The organism is Neisseria sp. P0008.S002 (assembly GCF_051962805.1).
Classification (GTDB): Bacteria; Pseudomonadota; Gammaproteobacteria; order Burkholderiales; family Neisseriaceae; genus Neisseria; species Neisseria perflava.
On record NZ_JBQCUY010000002.1, the window covers coordinates 85,569 to 105,735 of the forward strand.

At 50.5% G+C, this 20,167-nt stretch carries 20 protein-coding genes and 1 other RNA gene; 4 read left to right on the plus strand and 17 right to left on the minus strand.

Features of this window, described 5'->3' with window-relative positions:
* Positions 1–73: 73 nt before the first annotated feature.
* The 4 genes from ACTHSA_RS02280 (at position 74) to rarD (ending at position 5,458) form a co-directional block, all read left to right on the plus strand.
* On the plus strand, positions 74–2,026 hold the full coding sequence (locus ACTHSA_RS02280) for a cytochrome c biogenesis protein ResB (RefSeq protein WP_070625208.1): 1,953 nt from the start codon (positions 74–76) through the stop codon (positions 2,024–2,026).
* On the plus strand, positions 2,019–3,206 hold the full coding sequence (gene ccsB / locus ACTHSA_RS02285; RefSeq protein WP_004520889.1) for a c-type cytochrome biogenesis protein CcsB: 1,188 nt from the start codon (positions 2,019–2,021) through the stop codon (positions 3,204–3,206). The genes ACTHSA_RS02280 and ccsB overlap by 8 nt, the downstream gene beginning before the upstream one ends.
* Positions 3,207–3,305: 99 nt before the next feature.
* Positions 3,306–4,376, plus strand: a complete 1,071-nt coding sequence (tsaD, locus tag ACTHSA_RS02290; RefSeq protein ID WP_107737696.1) for a tRNA (adenosine(37)-N6)-threonylcarbamoyltransferase complex transferase subunit TsaD — start codon at positions 3,306–3,308, stop codon at positions 4,374–4,376.
* A gap of 176 nt (positions 4,377–4,552) precedes the next feature.
* Positions 4,553–5,458: an EamA family transporter RarD gene (gene rarD, locus ACTHSA_RS02295; protein WP_070625203.1), complete on the plus strand. Its 906-nt coding sequence runs from the start codon at positions 4,553–4,555 to the stop codon at positions 5,456–5,458.
* Between the two features lie 89 nt (positions 5,459–5,547).
* Here the strand turns inward: rarD and murU are convergent, their stop codons facing one another.
* The 17 genes from murU to ACTHSA_RS02380 all read right to left on the minus strand — a co-directional run bounded on the left by murU (position 5,548) and on the right by ACTHSA_RS02380 (position 20,166).
* Positions 5,548–6,243, minus strand: coding sequence for an N-acetylmuramate alpha-1-phosphate uridylyltransferase MurU (gene murU, locus ACTHSA_RS02300; protein WP_070625201.1), 696 nt, complete (start codon positions 6,241–6,243; stop codon positions 5,548–5,550).
* A 93-nt stretch (positions 6,244–6,336) separates the two neighbouring features.
* A complete protein-coding gene (locus ACTHSA_RS02305; protein WP_070625199.1) occupies positions 6,337–7,287 on the minus strand; it encodes a ketopantoate reductase family protein in 951 nt (316 codons plus the stop codon).
* A gap of 18 nt (positions 7,288–7,305) precedes the next feature.
* Positions 7,306–7,806, minus strand: coding sequence for a 4-hydroxyphenylacetate 3-monooxygenase, reductase component (hpaC, locus tag ACTHSA_RS02310; RefSeq protein WP_070625197.1), 501 nt, complete (start codon positions 7,804–7,806; stop codon positions 7,306–7,308).
* 10 nt (positions 7,807–7,816) lie between these two features.
* Positions 7,817–8,254 carry a homoprotocatechuate degradation operon regulator HpaR gene (gene hpaR, locus ACTHSA_RS02315; protein WP_004520883.1) on the minus strand — a complete coding sequence of 146 codons (438 nt, stop codon included), beginning with the start codon at positions 8,252–8,254 and terminating at the stop codon, positions 7,817–7,819.
* A gap of 340 nt (positions 8,255–8,594) precedes the next feature.
* Entirely contained in the window at positions 8,595–9,104 is a 510-nt protein-coding gene (locus ACTHSA_RS02320) for a protein disulfide oxidoreductase (RefSeq protein WP_070625195.1), read from the minus strand.
* Positions 9,105–9,189: 85 nt separating this feature from the next.
* On the minus strand, positions 9,190–9,582 hold the full coding sequence (rpsI, locus tag ACTHSA_RS02325; RefSeq protein ID WP_003681515.1) for a 30S ribosomal protein S9: 393 nt from the start codon (positions 9,580–9,582) through the stop codon (positions 9,190–9,192).
* Positions 9,583–9,594: 12 nt separating this feature from the next.
* The gene (rplM, locus tag ACTHSA_RS02330; protein WP_003684605.1) at positions 9,595–10,026 is read right to left on the minus strand and encodes a 50S ribosomal protein L13; all 432 of its coding nucleotides are present in this window, start codon (positions 10,024–10,026) and stop codon (positions 9,595–9,597) included.
* Between the two features lie 179 nt (positions 10,027–10,205).
* A non-coding RNA gene (gene ssrS, locus ACTHSA_RS02335) (6S RNA) lies at positions 10,206–10,386 on the minus strand.
* An 8-nt stretch (positions 10,387–10,394) separates the two neighbouring features.
* Complete coding sequence (locus ACTHSA_RS02340) at positions 10,395–10,697, minus strand: cell division protein ZapA (RefSeq protein ID WP_003681511.1); 303 nt, start codon at positions 10,695–10,697, stop codon at positions 10,395–10,397.
* An 11-nt stretch (positions 10,698–10,708) separates the two neighbouring features.
* Positions 10,709–11,032, minus strand: coding sequence for a hypothetical protein (locus ACTHSA_RS02345; protein ID WP_039862529.1), 324 nt, complete (start codon positions 11,030–11,032; stop codon positions 10,709–10,711).
* A gap of 74 nt (positions 11,033–11,106) precedes the next feature.
* Entirely contained in the window at positions 11,107–12,096 is a 990-nt protein-coding gene (locus ACTHSA_RS02350; RefSeq protein WP_004520880.1) for an NAD(P)H-dependent glycerol-3-phosphate dehydrogenase, read from the minus strand.
* A 135-nt stretch (positions 12,097–12,231) separates the two neighbouring features.
* On the minus strand, positions 12,232–14,391 hold the full coding sequence (locus ACTHSA_RS02355; RefSeq protein WP_004520879.1) for a polysaccharide biosynthesis tyrosine autokinase: 2,160 nt from the start codon (positions 14,389–14,391) through the stop codon (positions 12,232–12,234).
* Between the two features lie 26 nt (positions 14,392–14,417).
* Positions 14,418–14,867 carry a low molecular weight protein-tyrosine-phosphatase gene (locus ACTHSA_RS02360; protein WP_004520878.1) on the minus strand — a complete coding sequence of 150 codons (450 nt, stop codon included), beginning with the start codon at positions 14,865–14,867 and terminating at the stop codon, positions 14,418–14,420.
* A 169-nt stretch (positions 14,868–15,036) separates the two neighbouring features.
* Positions 15,037–16,164 carry a polysaccharide export protein gene (locus ACTHSA_RS02365; RefSeq protein ID WP_004520876.1) on the minus strand — a complete coding sequence of 376 codons (1,128 nt, stop codon included), beginning with the start codon at positions 16,162–16,164 and terminating at the stop codon, positions 15,037–15,039.
* A gap of 43 nt (positions 16,165–16,207) precedes the next feature.
* A complete protein-coding gene (locus ACTHSA_RS02370; RefSeq protein ID WP_070625193.1) occupies positions 16,208–18,109 on the minus strand; it encodes a polysaccharide biosynthesis protein in 1,902 nt (633 codons plus the stop codon).
* A 109-nt stretch (positions 18,110–18,218) separates the two neighbouring features.
* Complete coding sequence (locus tag ACTHSA_RS02375) at positions 18,219–19,394, minus strand: DegT/DnrJ/EryC1/StrS family aminotransferase (RefSeq protein ID WP_004520874.1); 1,176 nt, start codon at positions 19,392–19,394, stop codon at positions 18,219–18,221.
* Positions 19,387–20,166 (minus strand): methionyl-tRNA formyltransferase, encoded by a 780-nt coding sequence (locus ACTHSA_RS02380; protein WP_440367595.1) that lies wholly within the window; start codon positions 20,164–20,166, stop codon positions 19,387–19,389. The genes ACTHSA_RS02375 and ACTHSA_RS02380 overlap by 8 nt, the downstream gene beginning before the upstream one ends.
* Position 20,167 lies beyond the last annotated feature (1 nt).

Consider the following 20,167-nt stretch of genomic DNA (forward strand, 5'->3'; position numbering starts at 1 on the left):
CAGTTGAAACATGAGTAAATCTTCATCATCCGTCCCACTTATCCGTAGACCATGGTTTGCCTTTTTCAGCTCCATGCGCTTTGCCGTTGCTCTGCTCAGCCTGCTGGGCGTGGCTTCGATTATCGGTACGGTCTTGCAGCAAAACCAGCCACAAGTCGATTATTTGGTGAAATTCGGCCCGTTTTGGTCGCAGATTTTCGGCTTTTTGGGTCTGTACGACGTGTACGCCTCGGCGTGGTTCGTTGTCATCATGATGTTTTTGGTGATTTCCACCGGATTGTGCCTGATTCGCAATGTTCCGCCGTTTTTGCGCGAGATTCGTTCGTTCCGTGAAAACGCGAAGGAAAAATCGCTGGCGGCAATGCGCCATTCCATCGTTTTAGACGGACAGGTAACGCCCGAAGTCGCGCAACGTTATTTGGAAGTGCAGGGCTACGGCTGCAAAACCGTTACGCGTGAAGACGGTTCGGTTTTGGTGGTGGCGAAAAAAGGTGCGATGAACAAATGGGGCTATATCTTTGCCCATGCCGCGCTGATTGTGATTTGTTTGGGCGGTTTGATAGACAGCAATATCCTGCTGAAAATCGGCATGCTTACCGGCCGGGTCGTGCCGGACAATACAGCGGTTTACGCCAAAGACTTTAAGCCCGAAAGCGTGTTGGGTACGTCTAATTTGTCGTTTAGGGGCAATGTCAATATTTCGGAAGGTCAGAGCGCGGACGTGGTATTTCTGAATGCGGATAACGGCATGCTCGTGCAAGACTTGCCGTTTTCCGTCAAATTGAAGAAATTCCATATTGATTTTTACGATACCGGTATGCCGCGCGATTTCGCCAGCGACTTGGAAGTCACGGACAAGGCAACCGGCAAAGTCAGCGAACACACCATCCGCGTCAACTATCCTTTGACGCTGCACGGTATTACGGTTTATCAGGCAAGTTTTGCCGACGGCGGCTCAGACTTGACGTTTAAAGCGTGGAATCTGGCTGATGCCGACCGTACTCCGGTCAAACTCAAAGCAACTTCAATGCGCGAGTTTCCGCTGGATTTGGGCAAGGCTTCTTATAAATTGGAATTCGACCAGTTTACTTCGATGAACGTCGAAGACATGAGCGAGCCGTCTGAAAAAGAGCAAAACCTGAAATCCGCCATCAATGATGTTCGTTCTGTCCGTCAGGAAGGCAAAAAATACACCAATATTGGCCCATCTATCGTTTACCGCATCCGCGACAAAGCAGGGCAGGCGGTCGAATATAAAAACTATATGTTGCCGGTAAAACAAGATGAAGACTATTTCTTCATTACCGGCACGCGCAGCGGCTTGGCGCAGCAATACCGCTGGTTGCGCATTCCAATGGATAAAAACGGTAAAATCGATACCTTTATGGCTTTGCGCCAATATTTGAAAGACGATGCGGCACGCCGTAAAACCGTTGCCAACGCCGTCAAAGGCGCACCCGCCGAAATCCGCGAGCAATTCATGGCGGCGGCGGAAAATACTTTGTCGATTTTTGCCAAAGGCGGCTATTTGGCTTTGGACGAATTTGTTACCACCAACATTCCCAAAGATCAGCAGGAAAAAATGCAGGGCTATTTCTATGAGATGCTCTATGGCGTGATGAATGCCGCTTTGGAAGACACGATCAGTACATACAACCTGCCGGCTTGGCCGCAAGATGAAAAACGCAACCGCTTCCTGCTGCATGCAATGGATGCGTACACCGGTTTAACCGAGTATCCTGCGCCGATGTTGCTGCAATTGGACGGCTATTCCGAAGTGCGCTCTTCCGGATTGCAGATGACCCGTTCTCCGGGGGAATTCTTGGTGTATTTGGGTTCGGTATTGCTGGTGTTGGGCACGGTGTTTATGTTCTATATCCGTGAAAAACGTGCTTGGCTGCTGTTTTCAGACGGCCGTATCCGTTTTGCCATGTCTTCCAGCCGCAACGAACGCGACTTGCAGAAAGAATTTCCGCAACACACACGGCAATTGCAGCAGCTTGCCAAGGATTTGAACCATGAATAACAAACATCAGGCCTTGCCCGAGCATGAGCTTCTGACACACAAATCATTTATCCGAAACCTCAACCTCTTCGACTGGGCATTCGCACTGCTGATTGCCATCAGTGCGTTTATTGCCCAAACCCAAGCCGGTCTGCACATGGACATCTACGAAATGGTGATTTTGTGGGCGAGTGCCGGTATTGCCGTTTTTCTGGGTTGGTTTTTCAAACCGATGCGCTGGTTTATCCCTTTGGGCGTGTGCTTGGCGTATTTGGCCGTTGATTTGTATGGCGGTGACATCAAACACGCAGACGGTTTCCTGCTCAAATATCTGTTAAGCAGCCAGTCGGCGATTATGTGGCAATGCGCGTTTGTGTTCTTTGCCTTGTTTGCCTATATCGTCGGCGCGATAGCGGCGGTGCGCAAAAATGTGTCGTCCAATACGCTTTTGGGCATGGGTACCGTGTTTGCGTGGGTTTCCGCGATGGCGGGCTTTGTCGGTTTGCTGGTACGCTGGCATGAAAGCTATCTGCTGCGTCCCGATGCCGGCCATATTCCGGTTTCCAACCTTTACGAAGTATTTATCTTGTTCTTGGTCATTACGGCACTGATGTACCTCTATTACGAAGGCCGTTTTGCCGTACAAAAACTGGGTGGCTTTGTCTTCAGCTTTATGGCAATTGTGGTCGGATTTGTCTTATGGTACAGCGTTTCACGCGAGGCTCATGCCATTCAGCCGCTGATTCCGGCTTTGCAGTCTTGGTGGATGAAAATCCACGTTCCGGCCAACTTTATCGGCTACGGCGCATTCTGTATCGCTGCCATGCTGGGTATTGCCGAACTGCTGGCGCTCAGAAAAGAAGATGCGGGCAAAAAATCATGGCTGCCGCACTCGCAAGTCATTGAAGAAGTTATGTACAAAGCGATTGCTGTCGGTTTCTTATTCTTCACGATTGCCACCATTCTCGGCGCATTGTGGGCAGCCTCTGCGTGGGGTCGCTATTGGAGCTGGGACCCGAAAGAAACTTGGGCATTCATCGTTTGGCTGAATTACGCTGTTTGGTTGCATTTGCGGCTGGTGGCAGGCTGGCGCGGCAGGGTGTTGGCTTGGTGGGCAGTCATCGGCCTGGTCATTACCGCCTTTGCCTTTATCGGCGTGAATATGTTCTTGAGCGGCCTGCATTCTTACGGCACTTTGTAAACCGCTTATTCCGCACTTTATTTCAGACGGCCTTTTTCCGTTTTCGGAGAAAACGCCGTCTGAATCGTTTTTAATCATTTTTTCAGACGGCCTCAAACCATGTTGGTATTAGGAATTGAATCATCTTGCGACGAAACCGGCGTTGCGCTCTACGATACCGAGCGCGGCCTGTTGGCGCATCATTTGCACACACAAATGGCGATGCACGCCGAATACGGCGGCGTTGTCCCCGAATTGGCCAGTCGCGACCATATCCGCCGTGTCGTGCCGTTGACGCAAGGTTGCTTGAAGGAAGCAGGCGTAGGCTATGCCGACATCGACGCGGTTGCCTTTACGCAAGGTCCGGGCTTGGGCGGCGCATTGCTGGCCGGTTCAGGCTTCGCCAACGCCTTGGCATTTGCCATCGGTAAGCCCGTTATCCCTGTCCACCATCTTGAAGGCCATTTGCTCTCGCCTTTGTTGGCAGACGACAAGCCTGAATTTCCATTTGTCGCTTTGCTGGTGTCGGGCGGACATACGCAATTTATGGCTGTACGCGGTATCGGCGATTACACCTTGTTGGGCGAAAGCGTGGACGATGCGGCAGGCGAGGCGTTCGACAAAACGGCCAAGCTGTTGGGTTTACCTTATCCCGGCGGTGCCAAATTATCCGAGCTGGCCAAACTCGGCACGCCTGATGCCTTCACATTCCCACGTCCTATGCTCCATTCGCACGATTTGCAGATGAGCTTTTCCGGTTTGAAAACAGCCGTTTTGACCGCTGTCGAAAAAGTCCGCACCGAAACCGGTAGCGATGAAATTCCCGAACAGACGCGTAACGATATTTGCCGCGCTTTCCAAGATGCGGTGGTTGACGTATTGGCGGCCAAAGCCAAAAAAGCGTTGTTGGATACCGGCTTCAGAACTTTGGTGGTTGCCGGCGGCGTGGGTGCAAACTGGAAACTGCGTGATGAATTTTCGCGCTTAACCGTCAAAATGCCGTCTGAAAAAGGCAAATCCAAACCACAGGAAGAAAAAATCAACGTCTATTTCCCACCGATGGCATATTGCACTGATAACGGCGCAATGATTGCCTTTGTCGGCGCGATGCGACTTGCCGAGCATCAGGCTGTCGGTGCATTCAATGTCAAGCCGCGCTGGCCGCTGTCGGATATTGTGAAGCAGGGTTGATGCATTAGACTGCTTCGATGCAATGAAAGGCCGTCTGAAAACCTGAAGATATGGTTTTCAGACGGCCTTTAATGAAACGGATGTTTGCGGTAAAACTTCATTCAAAAAGATGAGTAATTTTTTCATCCGTTTTTTCTACAATATTAACTTTGATTGATTGCAAAAGGCCGTCTGAAATGACGAATTTATCCAAAGGTTTGCTGGCTGCGATAGCGTCCAATTTGTTGTTTTCCATGCTGTTTCTGTACGGTATGTGGATGCGGCCTATGACGGGGACGGAGGTGTTTGCCTGGCGCATGGTCGCCATGCTGTCGGCTTTGTGCGCGCTGATGACGATGGTCAACGGTTGGCAGGCGGCAATGCGTTTTGCTTATGGCGTCGGCCGAGATTGGAAACGATGGCTGCTGATTGTATTGCCGACGCCGATATTTGCCAGCCAGTTATGGCTGTTTGTCTGGGGGCCGGTTAATGGGGAAGGGGTAAACATTGCCATGGGTTATTTCCTGTTTCCTTTGGCGATGATGCTGGGCGGACGGATTTGGTTTAAAGAGCGTTTGAACCGGTTGCAGAGGGTGGCGGTAATCTTGGCGTGTGCAGGCGTGGCATGTGAATTGGTGCGGTCGGGCGCGTTTTCGTGGACGACTGTATGGGTGTTCGGTACTTATCCGTTTTATTATCTGCTGCGCCGTAAGTTGGGCGTGCCTTCCTTAATCGGGCTGACCTTTGATTTGATGATGATTACGCCGTTTGCGTTGGCGTATATTCTGCTGGCAACGGATACGCCGGCGATGATTGCGGCCAAACCGGTTTTAATCTTTTTTATTGTGTTGCTGGGTTTTAATAGTGCAATATCCATGCATTTGAATTTGAAGGCGAATCAATTGCTGCCGGTAGCAGTGTTCGGCATGTTGAGCTATTTGGAGCCTGTATTGCTTTTTATTGTGTCGATTGTGTGGCTGGGCGAGCCGGTGCAGGACGGCGCATTGATCGGCTACGGACTGATTTGGTCGGGATTGTGCGTGATGATTGCCAATGGCCTGTTGGGAATGAAGAAAGAAAAGAAATGGGCAAAATTTGATTGATGGATTGAGGCCGTCTGAAAATGATTTGATCAATGTTTTCAGACGGCCTTGAATATTAAAAGGGGCGTATCGGATACGTCCCTTTTGTTTTACCAGCTTTGGGCGATACGGTCGGCTTCTTGCAGGCGTTCGACTGTGCCGACGTCCAACCAAAGGCCGTTGTGGTATTCGCCGCTGATTTGGTTTTGGCTCATGGCTTGACGCAACAGAGGGGCAAGCTTGGCAGCCTGGTGTGCCGGGGTGTCTTTGAAAAGCGCGGGATGATAAACGCCCACGCCGCTGAAAGTCATGGCTTGGCCGTCTGTGGATGATGCGGATACCAGGCCGTCTGAAAGCAGGCCGAAGTCGCCTTTGGGATGATGGGGCGGATTGTCCACCAGCCACAAATGGGCGAGAAGGTTGTGTTCCTGTATGCGCTGGGCAGCCAGTCGTGCAGCTTGGAAATCAATGTCGGTCAACACGTCGCCATTGACGACCAAAAACGGCTCGTTGCCCAAAAGAGGCAGGGCGGTGGCAATGCCTCCGGCAGTTTCCAGGCCTCCGGCGCGCTCGGGAGAATAGGCAATGTGTACGCCGTAGGCTGAACCGTCTTTTAATGTCTCTTCGATTTGTTGACCAAGCCAGGCATGGTTGATGACGATTTCAGTGAATCCGGCCTGCCGCAGGCGACGTAAGTGCCAGCCGATAAGCGGTGTACCTGCTACTTCGAGTAAAGGTTTGGGCGTGTGGTCGGTCAGCGGGCGCATGCGTTCGCCGCGACCGGCGGCCAATATCATTGCTTTCATGGGTGTGCCTATAATGTGTGAAACAGAAAAAGTCTCAGGCCGTCTGAAAAAATGAAACCGATGTTTCAGACGGCCTGAGATCCTTAAAACCTTCTAGATCGAAATCCCCTTCATATTTGCTTCCAGAATGGGCATCTCAATACCTAACTCTTGACCTGTCTGAAAGACACTTTGACAACAATAGAGGATATCTTGTTTGTCATTGTGTAATGTCATAATCTTTCGGGTCATTTCATTTTTAGCAAACATGACTTTCATAGCTTTTCCGGCAAGCCAAGCAGGAATTTTGTAAGGTAAGAGCTCAGCTTTATAAAGCTTCAAATTTACGCCACGTGCCTCAACGACTTTCAAAGCCTCTCGAATGGCTTTGATAGCTAATGATAATTCCGAAGAACTATTCATCAAGTTTAGGGCTAATTCTTCCGGGTTTTCTAGTTTTCCCGAACGTGCAGCTGTTGAAGTAACCCCCGCATTAATCGCCATATGAATCCAAATCCACTCGACCATATCATGAGGAACTTCCCACTTCAAATCTACAGAGGTCAGTAAAGTCGTCAGATTGACATAATTAAGAATTTTTGCTTTTTGCTCACCTTCTAGCATTAAATGGTCGAACAGAACGCCGTCCAAATGATCCTCGGTCATATGTCCACCAGCTGTCGGAAAAGCTAAAATATAGTCGTACTCTCCTGCCCACTCCTGGATCTCTTTTCGAGTATTCCAGAAATTGCAGAAGAAAACTAGAGTTCCTTTGATATTATTTTCTCGCAAGGTTTTCACGGCTTCTTTAACAAAACCATAACGCACACTCAGAAAAATAAAATCATATTCTGAATGAGCTTCAGCCACTTGAACCTCATAGGTATCATGTTTGCTTTCCCCTTTGGAATTACAGCGACCATCTAGCAAATTAACCGAGATAGATTTTGGAGCATTGTTCCGCCTACTGTTTCTAAGTATGTGTTTTACTTGATGGCCTGCTTTTTGAAAAGCATAGGCATAAGTCGTTCCGATAACTCCGAGTCCTAGGATTGCTATTCTCACCTAAAAATTAATTCCTTTTTATGCCAAAGATTTGAATTGCCTACGGAAATACAGCAATGCCGGCGCTTGCGTGTCGGTATTGCGGATTTCGTTGATCTGAACGAAAAAGACGTAATGCGTGCCGATTTCGCGTTGATCGACAATGCTGCCGTGCAGGTGCGCCAGCGCGCCTTCGACTTCGAGCTGTCCGGTTTGCCCCCTATGCCAAATATGGTATTCGAAGCGTTCTTCGGGCGAGAGGTCGGTCAGTCCGGCAAAGTGTTCGGCGACATCCTGCTGGCTGTCGTTGAGTGTGTTGATGCACAAATCACGGTTGCCTTGCAGGATGGGAATGATGGCGGATTGGCGGTTGATGCACAGCATGACCGTCGGCGGCTCGTCGGTAACGGCAGTTACGGCAGTCATGGTAATGCCATAGCGCCCTGCTTCACCGTCTGTCGTGATAACGTGTACGCCGGCGGCACAGGAGGCCATGGCATCTCGGAAGGATCTCTTGAGTGTGTGTGTTGAATCTGTCATCCGGCTCGCTTTATTTTAATGCCTGTTCGATTTTTGCCAGCTCTGCCAAGAGTTCTTTGAGTTGTGCCATTTTTTCTTTGGTAAGGACTTTTTCAATTGCGTCATAGCGCTCGTCAACCAATGCGCCGGTGGACTCATAGAGTTTCTCGCCTTCGGGCGTCAGTTTCAGATAAACGCGGCGTTGGTCGTTGGAAGGCTTCAGGCGCACGGCCAAACCTGCTTTTTCCAAGCGGGTCAGAATGCCGGTCAGGCTGGGACGGAGGATGCAGGCCTGATTGGCCAAGTCTTGAAAGTCGAGTGTGCCGTTTTCCGCTAAGAGCCGGATGATACGCCATTGCTGGTCAGTAATATTGGCTTGGTTCAGAATAGGGCGGAATTGGGTCATCAATGCTTCCCGTGCCTGAATCAGACCGATATTGATAGATGCATGTTTAGATTGGTTGGGCATTACTAAGTCTCCGGTGTTATCAAAAATCAAACCGTTGAAGCGTGAGGTAGATTGATAAAGGCGAATATTGCTGTTTTAAGGCTGCCGTCGGCAACCGGGTTTATGGGAACAAAAGCATCACTGCCACAATATTAGATGAAGATCTCTAACAGTTTGTTTTGATAATAATGTTTCCAATTGTTCTTATGGTTATATCTTAGTCTATTTTCTTTATAATCTCAACAAAATCATATGTTATTGGGAAAGAGATAGTTTATTTATTTATGAAGTGGAATAGGGTAAATATATTTGGCGGAGATGATTCTTTGGATTTTCTATTTTTGGTGGATTTTCAATGAATTTAGCCGAAGATGTCTGCTAAGTAAATTCTGATTTTTAAGCCGATGTAGCTGGAAAGTCCGGATGTGTGATGAATCATTTTTCCATCTTTTAATATGATAATGGTCGGTGTGACGGCTATATTCCATTTTTGAGCCATCAGACCGTCTGAATCATTGAAGTTTGGAAAGGATAGATTGTTTTGTTGCATATGGTGGGCAATGTCTGCGTCGCTTCCGGAGCGCAAGGCTATGCCCAGTGTTGGGATATTGTCTTGGTGCAGCTTTTCTATGGTTGATGATGTGTATGAACAAATACGACACCAGCTACCCCAAAAATAAACGACGGCAACCCGATTTTGGCTGAAGGATTGAAGGGAAGTGGTTTGCCCATCGGTTAAAGTAATGGTTTGTGCCGCTGATTGTAAGGGCTGGTTAGGCTTGCGTACCCAGTCGACAATCAAGGAGAGCAAAATGAAAATAATCACGGCCTGAAGCAATGATTTGGCGTAGTGGAGCAGGGTTTTCATCATATATTGCGGAGGATATTGGATTATTGTTTTATAAATGAAAAAAGCCTTGCAGAGCAAGGCTTTTTGATTCGATTCTGAAAACGTATTAACGTTTGGAGAATTGTTTTGCGCGACGTGCTTTGCGCAAACCAGGTTTTTTACGTTCAACTTCACGAGCATCGCGAGTAACGAAGCCTGCTTGAGACAGGGCTGGTTTCAGGGCTGCGTCGAAGTCGATCAGGGCGCGGGTAATGCCGTGACGGATGGCGCCGGATTGACCGGTTTCGCCGCCACCGGTTACGTTGACTTTGATGTCGAAAGATTCGGCATTTTCAGTCAGAACCAGAGGTTGACGTACAACCATGCGGCTGGTTTCACGTGCGAAGAATTCGTCAACGGGACGGCCGTTTACGATGATTTGGCCGGTACCTTTAGTCAAGAATACACGAGCCACTGAACTTTTGCGGCGGCCTGTGCCGTAGTAGTATTTACCGTTCATGTCGTGTCCTTATTATTTCAGTTCCAAAACTTTAGGTTGTTGTGCAGCGTGGCCGTGTTCGGCGCCAGCGTACACTTTCAGTTTTTTGATCATGGCGTAGCCCAGAGGACCTTTAGGCAACATGCCTTTTACGGCTTGTTCCAAAGCGCGGCCTGGGAATTGCTCTTGCATTTCGCGGAAAGTACGCTCGTAGATGCCACCTGGGAAACCAGAGTGACGGAAGTATTTTTTGTCTTCGAATTTAGCACCGGTCACGCGCAGTTTGTCTGCGTTGATGACGATGATGTAGTCGCCAGTATCAACGTGAGGGGTGTATTCGGGTTTGTGTTTGCCGCGCAGACGGTGTGCGACTTCGGCTGCGACACGACCCAGAACTTTGTCTTCTGCGTCAATGACGAACCATTCGCGCTTCACCTCGTGGGGTTTTGCAGAGAAGGTTTTCATGGTTGGAATCCAGATATATATAGAAAGTTATGGATTTTAAAGAGGAGATTGGTTTTTGTCAATCTTAATTGAGTGTGTTTGATGCATGAATATGCGGTTTTTTCAGACGGCCGGAAATCTTTACGAAAGTCTTTACTTGGAAAGGGAAAAGCCACACCTGTCGGTATGGCTTTTTTTAGGGAATCCCCACGAGTGCCGTTTAGGCTGAATCCGCTTGAACCTTGCTGACAAGGCGGTCACCTCGGGTAGTTTCGGGTGCGTCCAATAAACGGACGCTCGCGCCCACTACAGCTCCCGGCAACCTAAAGCGAACGTATTGGTTCAAAGGAATATATGCCTTCGCGAACACCGCAGGGAAAAGGGGGAAATCAGTTTTGCTCCAAGCGCGCCAGTGCTTTTTGGCACGCGTTGTTCATGTCGGTTATTTTACGCTCAAATTCACCGATTGCCAAATCGTCGTTGAGGGTGGTTTTCAAGAGGTCGTGCACGACGTTGAGGGCTGCCATGACGACGATTTTGTCTGTGCCGACGATGCGGCCGCTTTCTTTAATCGCATCGCTTTTCTTGTTGAGCATTTCAACGGCTTGCAGAAGGGTGGCTTTTTCTTCACTCGGTGTGTTGATGGTGAAGTTGACATTCATGATGTCGAGATTGACTTGTTCGATACTCACGGGGCATCCTTTTATTGTTGTGTTTCTTGGGGCAATCGGGTAATGAGGCTGCGGATTTGGTCTGCGCTTTGGGCCAGCGCGTTGCGGTAGTTTTCTTTTTCGGCAGTCAGGTTGTCAATTTTGCTTTGCAGGTCCTCTTTGAGTTTGCCGACTTGAACCAGCAAGGCTTCGCTGAGTTCGTCAATGGCCGCGTCGTGTTGGCGTTTTTGTTGCTCTTGCTCGAGTTTGAGTCTGTCGATTTCTTCGTTGAGACGGCGGTTTTCTGAAACCAGCGTTTCAAATTTTTGGACAAGTTGGTAAACGTTGATTTCCAGATTGTTCAGTGATTGGTTCATGTGTTTCCCTTCAGACGGCCTGATGGCCGCCATATTGTGCGTCAGGCCGTCTGAATGGCAGACGGCGCGACCGTTTATTCGAAGCGCGCGCTTCGTTCCATCAGTCGTTCAACGACTTGCTGCGGGGTCATTTCTTTGCGGATGAGTTGCAGCAGGGTTTGAGTGATGGGCATATCGATTTGGTATTTGGCGGCGGTGTTGAAGACTTCTTCAATGGTGCTGACGCCTTCGGAAACGTGGCCGATTTCGACAAGCACTTGATGCAACTCTTTACCCTCTGCGAGGCCTAGGCCGACGCGGCGGTTGCGCGAGAGTGCGCCGGTACAGGTCAGGATAAGGTCGCCGATGCCTGCTAAGCCCATCATGGTTTTGGGTTGTGCGCCCATGGCGATGGCAAGGCGGGTGATTTCGGCAAGGCCGCGTGTTACTAAGGCTGCGCGTGCATTGAGGCCGTATTCGAGGCCGTCTGAAAGGCCGGTGGCAATTGCCATGACGTTTTTAACGGCACCGCCCACTGCGACACCGATGACGTCGGTGCTGCCGTACAGGCGCATTACGTTGGTGTTCAGTTGGGCAGTAGTTTCTTCCACCCAGTCTTTGTTTTCGGAAGCAAACACGACGGCGCAAGGCAGTTGGGCTGCAAGTTCTTGGGCAAAGCTCGGACCTGAGAGAACGCCGATTTTTTTATTGTTAGGTAGGACTTCTTTCAGTACTTGGAAAGTCAAAAGGCCGGTATCTTGTTCAAAACCTTTGCAGGCGGCGAGAACGGGAATATCGGCGGCGTTATGCTGTTTGAGCAGCTCGGCGCTGCTTCTGAGGCCGGCTACGGAGGTAACGATCAGGGCAAGTTGGCTGTCTTTCAGCGCTTCGCCCAAATCGGCGTGAACGGTCAGGGACTCAGGGAAAGGGAAGCCGGGCAGGCCGCGTTTGTTTTCGCGATCTGCTTGCAGGGTGCGGATTTGGTCGGGATTGCGTGTCCAAAGGGCAACTTCATTGTTGTGGTGCGCAAAGTGCAACGCGAGAGCTGTACCCCACGAACCTGCGCCGATGACGGTAATTTTCATGTTTCTCTTCCATATGGGAACGGGGCTTACTTTAAAACAAACGGCTTTGGGGTGCAAGGGCGGCGTTTGTGAAAAATATTTTGTGCTGTTTAAAAAGCCTTAGGCCGTCTGAAAGTTCAGACGGCCTGCTTCGGTTTATGATTTATTGTTACCGGAATGGTAGGCATCGTAGGCGTAGTAGTCGTAGCTGTTGTTGGCTTCGCGCTTCATGCCGTTGAGGACAACACCTTTGATGTTGATGTGGTTTTGTTTGAGGCGTTCGACGCTGGCTTCAAGCTCTCGTGCACGCGTGTGCGCATAACGGCTAATCATAAGGACGGTGCCGGCATGTTGGCCGATGATGATGGCGTCGGTAACGGCCAATACGGGCGGCGTGTCCAAGATGACATAATCGTAGCGTTGGCGCGCGTGGGCGAGCAATTCGTTGAAACGGTTGTCCATCAAAAGCTCGGACGGATTGCTAGGATAGCTGCCGCTGCTGATAAGGTGGAGGTTTTCAATGCCGGTCTCTTGTACGGCTTTTGCCGGAGCTGCTTTGCCGTTGAGGATGTCAGACAAGCCGAACTCGGGGGTAAGGCCGAAGAGTCGGTCGAGGTAGCCTTTGCGCATATCGGTATCGATAAGCAGAACGCGTTTGCCTGACTGCGCCATTACGGTGGCGAGGTTGGCAGAGATAAAGGATTTGCCTGCTTCAGGCGCGGCACCGGTAATCATGAGGACGTTGTTAGGCGCGTCCAGCATGGAGAAGTAGATATTGGTGCGCAGGGCGCGGATGGCTTCGACTGCCGTGTCGGCGCGGTCTTCGCTGGCCAGCAGATAGTTGGAACGGCCGCCGGTTTTTTTGAATTTGTTTTTGAAGAAGTCGCGTTTTTGCTGGGTTTTGGAGTGCGGAACAAGAGCGACGACTTCCAAATTGAGGTTTTCGATTTCTTCGGATGAAGTAATGCCGTTTTTCATGCGGTTGCGAATCATCAGCCACAAAGCGGTCAATGAGCCTGCGGCAAGTGCGCTCAGGAGCGTGATGACGGCTTTGCGCGGGGCAACGGGGTTTTCAGGGACATAGGCATAATCGACGATGCGAACATTACCTTGTGCACTGGCTTTCATGATGTTGAGTTCTTGTTGTTTGCTCAACAGTTGGACGTAGGTTGCTTGGTTGGTTTCTACGTCGCGGGTCAGGCGGATAACTTCTTGTTGGGTGTTCGGCAACTCGGCAATTTGTTGGTTGATTTTGTTTTTAGCGCGTTCGAGGACGGCAAGTTTGTCCAATACGGCTTTATAGGAAGGGTGTTCCGGCGTGTACAGCTCGGCCAAACCTGCTTCTTCGGTTTTGAGCAGGGTAATTTGGGTTTCGATGCCGGTCAGGCTTTCCAATGCGCCTTTGGACTCGAGCGGAATGTCGAGAGAGCCTGATTGTTGGCGGTAGGCATTGAGTTTGTTTTCAGCGTCTTGCAAGGTTTCTTTCAAGCGTGGCAATTCTTCGCTGATGAAGGCCAAACCGCTGGATGCGACTTGGACGTCGCGTTCGCGGTTTTGCGCAACGTAGTTGTCGGCAATGCTGTTGAGGATGACGCTGGTACGTTTAGGGTCGGTGCCGGTAAAGGTAAGGTTAATGATGGGGCTGGTTTTACCTTTGCTGATAACAGCCAGTTTGTTTTGGATGTTTTCGATGGCGCTGATGCGGGAGAACTTGGTTAACGCAAATTCTTGACCCGGATTAGCCAGGATTTGATCGATTTTGAGGGTGGTTTGATTGTTGATTTTCAGAGGCACGCCGACCTTGCCTTCGACAACGCGTTTGTCAGGCAGGGTAAGGGTATAGGCTTTGTTGCTCTTGGCGGTCAGTGTGAAGGTTTTGTTGAACCATTCGTCTTGTACGGAAAAGCTGCCGACGGTCAGTTTGGGATCGGGGTCGCCACTGATGTTGTGCATCAGGCTGCCGATAACGGGTGTGTATTTGGCTTTGACTTCTTGGTCAAGCTGAAGGTCGTCAACGGTTTTACCCAGCACCAAGCGTGATTGAACCAACTCGACTTCTGCTTCAGACGGCGTGGTTTGGTTGTTGAAGATGCTGTTGATTTCGGTCAGGATTTGGTTTTGTCGCGTTTCAATTTCCAGCATGGCATCGGCACGGTATTGCGGAGTGGATGCCAGGCTGAAGGCTGCGCCAAGAATGCCGCCTGCAAGCAGGGCGGCGAGGATTTTGTATTTATTTGTCCAAATTACTCGCAGCTGTTGGCCGAAGTCGATTTCGTCGTTGTCTGCGCTGTAAGGTGTGTAGGTCGTTTTTTTCATTGCTTGCTTTCTTGTTCATGCCGGTTTTATACCGGTTGAGTTTTTCCGTTTAGTTTGGTTTTCCAAGTGTCTGCGGCAGCATTGAGCTGTTCAAAAACGGCTTCAAACATTTCACTGCTTTGTTTGTATGGGTCAGGTACGGTTTTTTTAGGCAACCATTGGGCAAACAGCATGGTTTTGCTGCGTGCCGGCGGATGGATGTCGGCCACCATGTCAATTTGACAGGGCTCCATGACGAGAATCAAATCGGCCTGTTCGCACATTTGGGCAGTCAGTTGGCGTGCCGTATGGCCTGCAACGATAACGCCGTGTTTGAGTGCGGTTTTGATGGCTTGGAAATCGGCATCCTTACCTGCCAGTGCTTTTATGCCAGCGCTGCTGATGCGGTGGCCGGGTAGTTTTTTCTGCATAATCCGCTCTGCGGTGGGGGAGCGGCAGATGTTGCCTAGGCAGACGATGAGTATGTTGTGGTACATGATATTGTTTCGGTTTATGGTCTGAAAAAAGCGTGAGTCAGACTATAAGGTACTGCTTTTCCGTTTGTGCGGTGTGTACGGCTTTTATATGCCGTTTATGTAATTTGGTTGGATTGTGCGTGATTTTGTATCCTGCTGTCAAACAGGGTCTGACAGCAGGAACCACTGCTTATTTAAACGTATTGTCGAGGGTATTGACGTTGCTGATGGAGTTGGTAATTTGTGACATTACGCGGTTCCAACGGGTAACTGGGGCGGCGGTAACGTAAACGGTGTCTTCGGAGCGCAATTTGAATTCGCTGCCCAGTGCGTAAGAAGTCGCATCTTTTAGGTTGAGCTGGTAGATGTGGATAGGTCTGGCCGCATCTTCAGGTGCGCGGCGGATCACGAATACGCCGGTTGCATCCGCATAGGCTTGGTTCATGCCGCCCACTTCGCCGAGCGCTTGGGTCAGGTTGAGGCCGTGATTGCCGATCGGCAGGGTGGCTTGTTTGCCGACTTCACCCATGATGTAGATTTTGTTGTTGCTGCTGTTAGGAACATAAACGATGTCACCATGGCTGAGGAGGTGGTTTTGCGACATATCACCGTATTGCAACATGTCTTGTAGGGAAATGGTGCGGTCGACGCCGTTGTGCGTCCATTTGATGTGTTGGGTGTCGGCACTTTGGGTGACGCCGCCTGCTTGGTTGATGGCATCCAAAATGGTCATCGGGATATTGGTAATCGGCAGCTGACCTGCTTGGCTGATGGCACCGGATACTGAAATGCGTTGCGAACGGAATTCGGTAACGTTGATGGCTACTTGAGGATTTTTGATGTAGCGTTTCAGAAGGTTGGTCAGGGTATTTTGCAATTCGTCCAAAGTTTTGCCTTTGGCTTGAATTTTGCCTGCTAACGGGTAAGTAATATAACCGCCCTCATCCACCCAGGCGCCGCGGCTGACTTGGTTGGTTTGCGGGTTGCTTTGCTGGATGGGGGAATTGAGGTCGGAGTGCGCCCAAACCATGATATTGAGGACGTCGCCGCTGCCGATGCGGTAGCGGTAAGCGCTTTTGCTTTGCTCCAAGCCTTGGTTGGCTTGGGAAAGTACGGGTGGCGTACGCATTTTTTCAATCAGGTTGGGCGTGATGGGGTAAACGGCAACGCGGCTGTCGAGGTTGGTATCGGCTGCGGTGTCGGTGTCGGTGTAAACAATGGTTTTGGTTCGGGTTTTGATGGTTGAACCAGGAATGACTGTTGTGCTGTTGCAGGCAGTCAGTGCGAATAGAGTAAGCAGGGAGAGTGTTTTTTTCATGTAGTAGTCCTTGCAGTATGGTGTCCGGGCCGTCTGAAAATGTTCAGACGGCCTTGTTGTTTTGTTGCCAAACCAAGTCGCAGATACCGTCTTTAGGTACGAAGCCTGTCGGTGCGCGCAACAGAAGCTGGCGCAGGCTGTTTTGGTCGCTTTGGAAACAAGCGGTTTCGAGTTCCGACAGTATGTCAGATAATTGCGTCCATGGAAGCATTACTTCACTGGCGGTCATAATACGGGGATGAGTGGTTTTTTGCACCTCGTCGCCGATGAGCAGTTCTTCATAAAGTTTCTCGCCCGGGCGCAGGCCGGTAATCTTGATTTCGATGTCGCCGTGGGGGTGTTGTTCGTCTTTCACTTTGAGGCCGCTGAGGACAATCATTTGACGGGCAAGGTCGATGATTTTGACGGATTCACCCATGTCGAGGACGAATACGTCGCCGCCTTTACCCATTGCGCCGGCTTGGATAACCAATTGCGCCGCTTCGGGAATGGTCATGAAGTAGCGGGTAATGTCTTGGTGAGTCAGGGTAATCGGGCCGCCTTCGGCAATTTGTTTTTCAAATACAGGAACAACGGAACCGGACGAACCCAATACATTGCCGAAACGCACCATGCAGAAGCGTGTTTTTTGTTCCGGCTCGGCGGCAAGGGCTTGCAGGCAGAGTTCGGCCATGCGTTTGCTGGCGCCCATGGTATTGGTCGGTCGGACGGCTTTGTCGGTGGAAATCAAAACAAAGGTGGAAACGCCTGCATCTACGGCAGCCTGTGCGCAGCAGAGTGTGCCGAACACGTTGTTTTGAATGCCTTCTATGGTGTTGAACTCAACCATAGGGACGTGTTTATAGGCTGCGGCATGGTAGACGGTGTCGACGTGATAGGCCTTCATGATGCTGCTAAGGCGTTCTTTGTTTTGAACCGAGCCTAAAAGCGGTACGACTTCGACTTGGCTGCCTTGCGCTGTTTGGGTTTCGCGCAATTCTTTGTCTATGCTGTATAGGGCAAATTCAGACAATTCAAACAACAGCAGTTTGGTCGGCCGGCAATTGAGAATTTGACGGCAAAGTTCGGAGCCGATAGAGCCGCCTGCGCCGGTTACTATCACGACTTTGTCGCTGATGTCGGCGCTCATCAATTCAGGGCGAGGTGCCACAGGGGCGCGGCCGAGCAAATCGACCACAGAGATTTTTTTCAATGAGCTGACGTTGATTTTGCCGTCCACCAAATCCTTCATGCCCGGAATGGTCAGGACTTCGCATTTGTATGCTTCGAGGCGGCGGATGATGTCTTTGCGTTCTTCCGGCGTAGAACTTGGAATCGCCAGCAGAATTTTGCGGACGCCGTAGCGGCTGATCAGCATCGGGATTTCGTTGGGGTTGTAGACGGCAAGGTCATAGATGACGGTGCGTTGGATTTTTGGGTTGTCATCGACAAAGGCAATGGCCGAGTATTCGTTAACCTGTTTGATGGCTTCCAGCAATTGTCGGCCGGATTGGCCTGCACCGTAGATGATGACGGGTGTCATCTGTTTGCGGTGATGATCGGTCAGAATCGCGCGCAGGATCATGCGCGAGCTGGTCACGCCGACCACCAAGACCAAGAAATAGACGATGGGCAGGGCAAGGTGCAGTTTTTGCTCAAAAACCAGGGTGCTCAGGCAGAACAAGACCGCCGAAATAATGCTGCCGAATGCGGCGGCGGTCAGGACGCGGATGCTGACGAAGCGCGTAACGGCGCGGTAGAGGCCGATACGGATGAAAAGGATGATGGTCAGCAACGCGGTGCTGCCGAAAGCCAGCCAGTTGGCGATACTCAACCATTCGTCGGAATATTGCACTTTGAGGCTTTGGGCAAACCAAAACGCCACGAATATCATCAAGATATCGTGGATGACGAAGAAGGTTTTTTTAAGGTTGCGCGGCAGAGCCAGCAGGGTTTCCAAGTTCATTTTATATTTCTTGTGTCTGAGTGTTGTAATGTGGCTTGGTACGGATTGTTTGAAGCAGGCTGTTTTATTTTTTTCAGACGGCCTGAAGTTGCAGGCCGTCTGAAAATGATTATGCCGTGGCTTCAGTCAATACGGCTTCGATGTTTTCTTTGCAGAACGCAATTTCTTCATCGGTCAGGGTTGGGTGCACCAAGAACATCAGGCTGGTGTCGCTCAACTCGACAGCGTTTTTCAAACGCTCTTTCGGACGCCAAGGCGTGTTGTCGAAGGCTTTTTCCAAATACACTTCGGAGCAGCTGCCTTGATAGCATGGGACTTTGCGCGCGTTCAGTTCATTGACGATGCGGTCGCGCGTCCAGCCATCTTTCAGGTGTTCGGGTTTGACGAAAACGTAGAACTTGTATTGCGCGTGTTCGATGTAATCGGCCACTTCGACTAAACGGATGCTGGCAAATTTGCCCAAGCTTTCAGCCAGTTTGGCGGCGTTTTCTTGGCGGCGCGCCGTCCATTCGGGCATACGTTTGAGCTGGATGCGGCCGATGACCGCCTGCATTTCCAACATGCGCCAGTTGGTACCGAAGCTTTCGTGCAGCCAGCGGAAACCGGGTGCGTGTTCGCGGTTGTACACGGCATCGTAGCTTTTGCCGTGGTCTTTGTACGACCACATTTTGCTCCATAGCTCTTTGTCGTTGGTGGTTACCATGCCGCCTTCGCCGCCGGTGGTCATGATTTTGTCTTGGCAGAACGACCATGCGCCGACATGGCCGATAGAGCCGACGGATTTGCCTTTGTATTTCGCACCGTGCGCTTGGGCGCAGTCTTCGATAACCCACAAGTTATGTTCTTTTGCCAAAGCCATGATGTCGTCCATTTCGGCAGGCATGCCGGCAAGGTGAACCACGATGATGGCTTTTGTGTTTGGCGTCAAAGCGGCTTTGATGGTTTCGGCGCTGATGTTTTGGCTGTTCAAATCGACATCGGCAAACACCGGATTTGCGCCGGCGGTCACGATGCAGGATGCGGAAGCCAAGAAAGTACGCGAAGTGACAATCACATCATCGCCTTGGCCGATACCCATTGCTTTGAGGGCTACGTCCAAAGCCAATGTACCGTTGGAAAGGGCGACGGCGTATTGAGTGCCGACAAAAGCAGCAAATTCTTTTTCAAATTCGCGACATTCCGTACCTGTCCAGTAGTTGACTTTGTTGGACAGCAGGACTTTGGAAACGGCATCGGCTTCTTCTTGAGTAAAGCTTGGCCATGGGGAGAGTGATGTATTAAGCATTTGTTTTTCCTGCGAAAAGACTGGTTGAGCCTTTGGGGGCGATTTCTTCCAGCAGTTGGCGATTGATCAGGGTGTATTTCTGACCGTTGATTTCGACGTATGCGCCGTCGTAAGGAGGGAACCAGAAGGCGCGGATTTTCTTCTCGATATTGTCGCCGTCGTGGATTTGCTTCATGGCTTCCATCTCGTCGCGGCTGACGTAGCGGCCACCAATGTTTGGCGTGGTTGGCAATTTGGTTTTCGACTCGATGGCGCGGGTGATGATGCGTCGTGCGAAATCTTCCAATGCCTGCATGGTTTTGCGTTCGAGCGATTGGGCGGTTTCTGTTTCGGCGTCGATAGGGAAACGGTCCACTTCGATAATTTCACCGGTATCGATGGAAGCGTCGACGTAGTGGGCAGTATTGCCCCATTCGTTCAGCTCGTCCATGATGGCCAGGTTGTAGCCGCCCGTGCCTTTGTATTCGGGCAACAGCGCAGGGTGGAAGTTGATCGTGCCTAAAGTCGGAATGCTCAGGAATTCATCACGCAGCTTGCGCCAGTAAAGGACGGACAAGCCCAAATCGTATTTCAGACGGCCTTCTCGCATTGCTTCCAAAGCCGTATCGAAGGTGTACAGGGGCAAGCCCAATTCCTGCGCGGCGGCCGTAGTCGGCGAGCCTTGCAGATGGCTGTCGGTCAAGACACCGATGATTTCGATATGGTCATGTTTGGTCAAAAAACGAAGCAGGTTGGCGGAAACCTGTTTACGACCCATAAATAAGATTTTCATG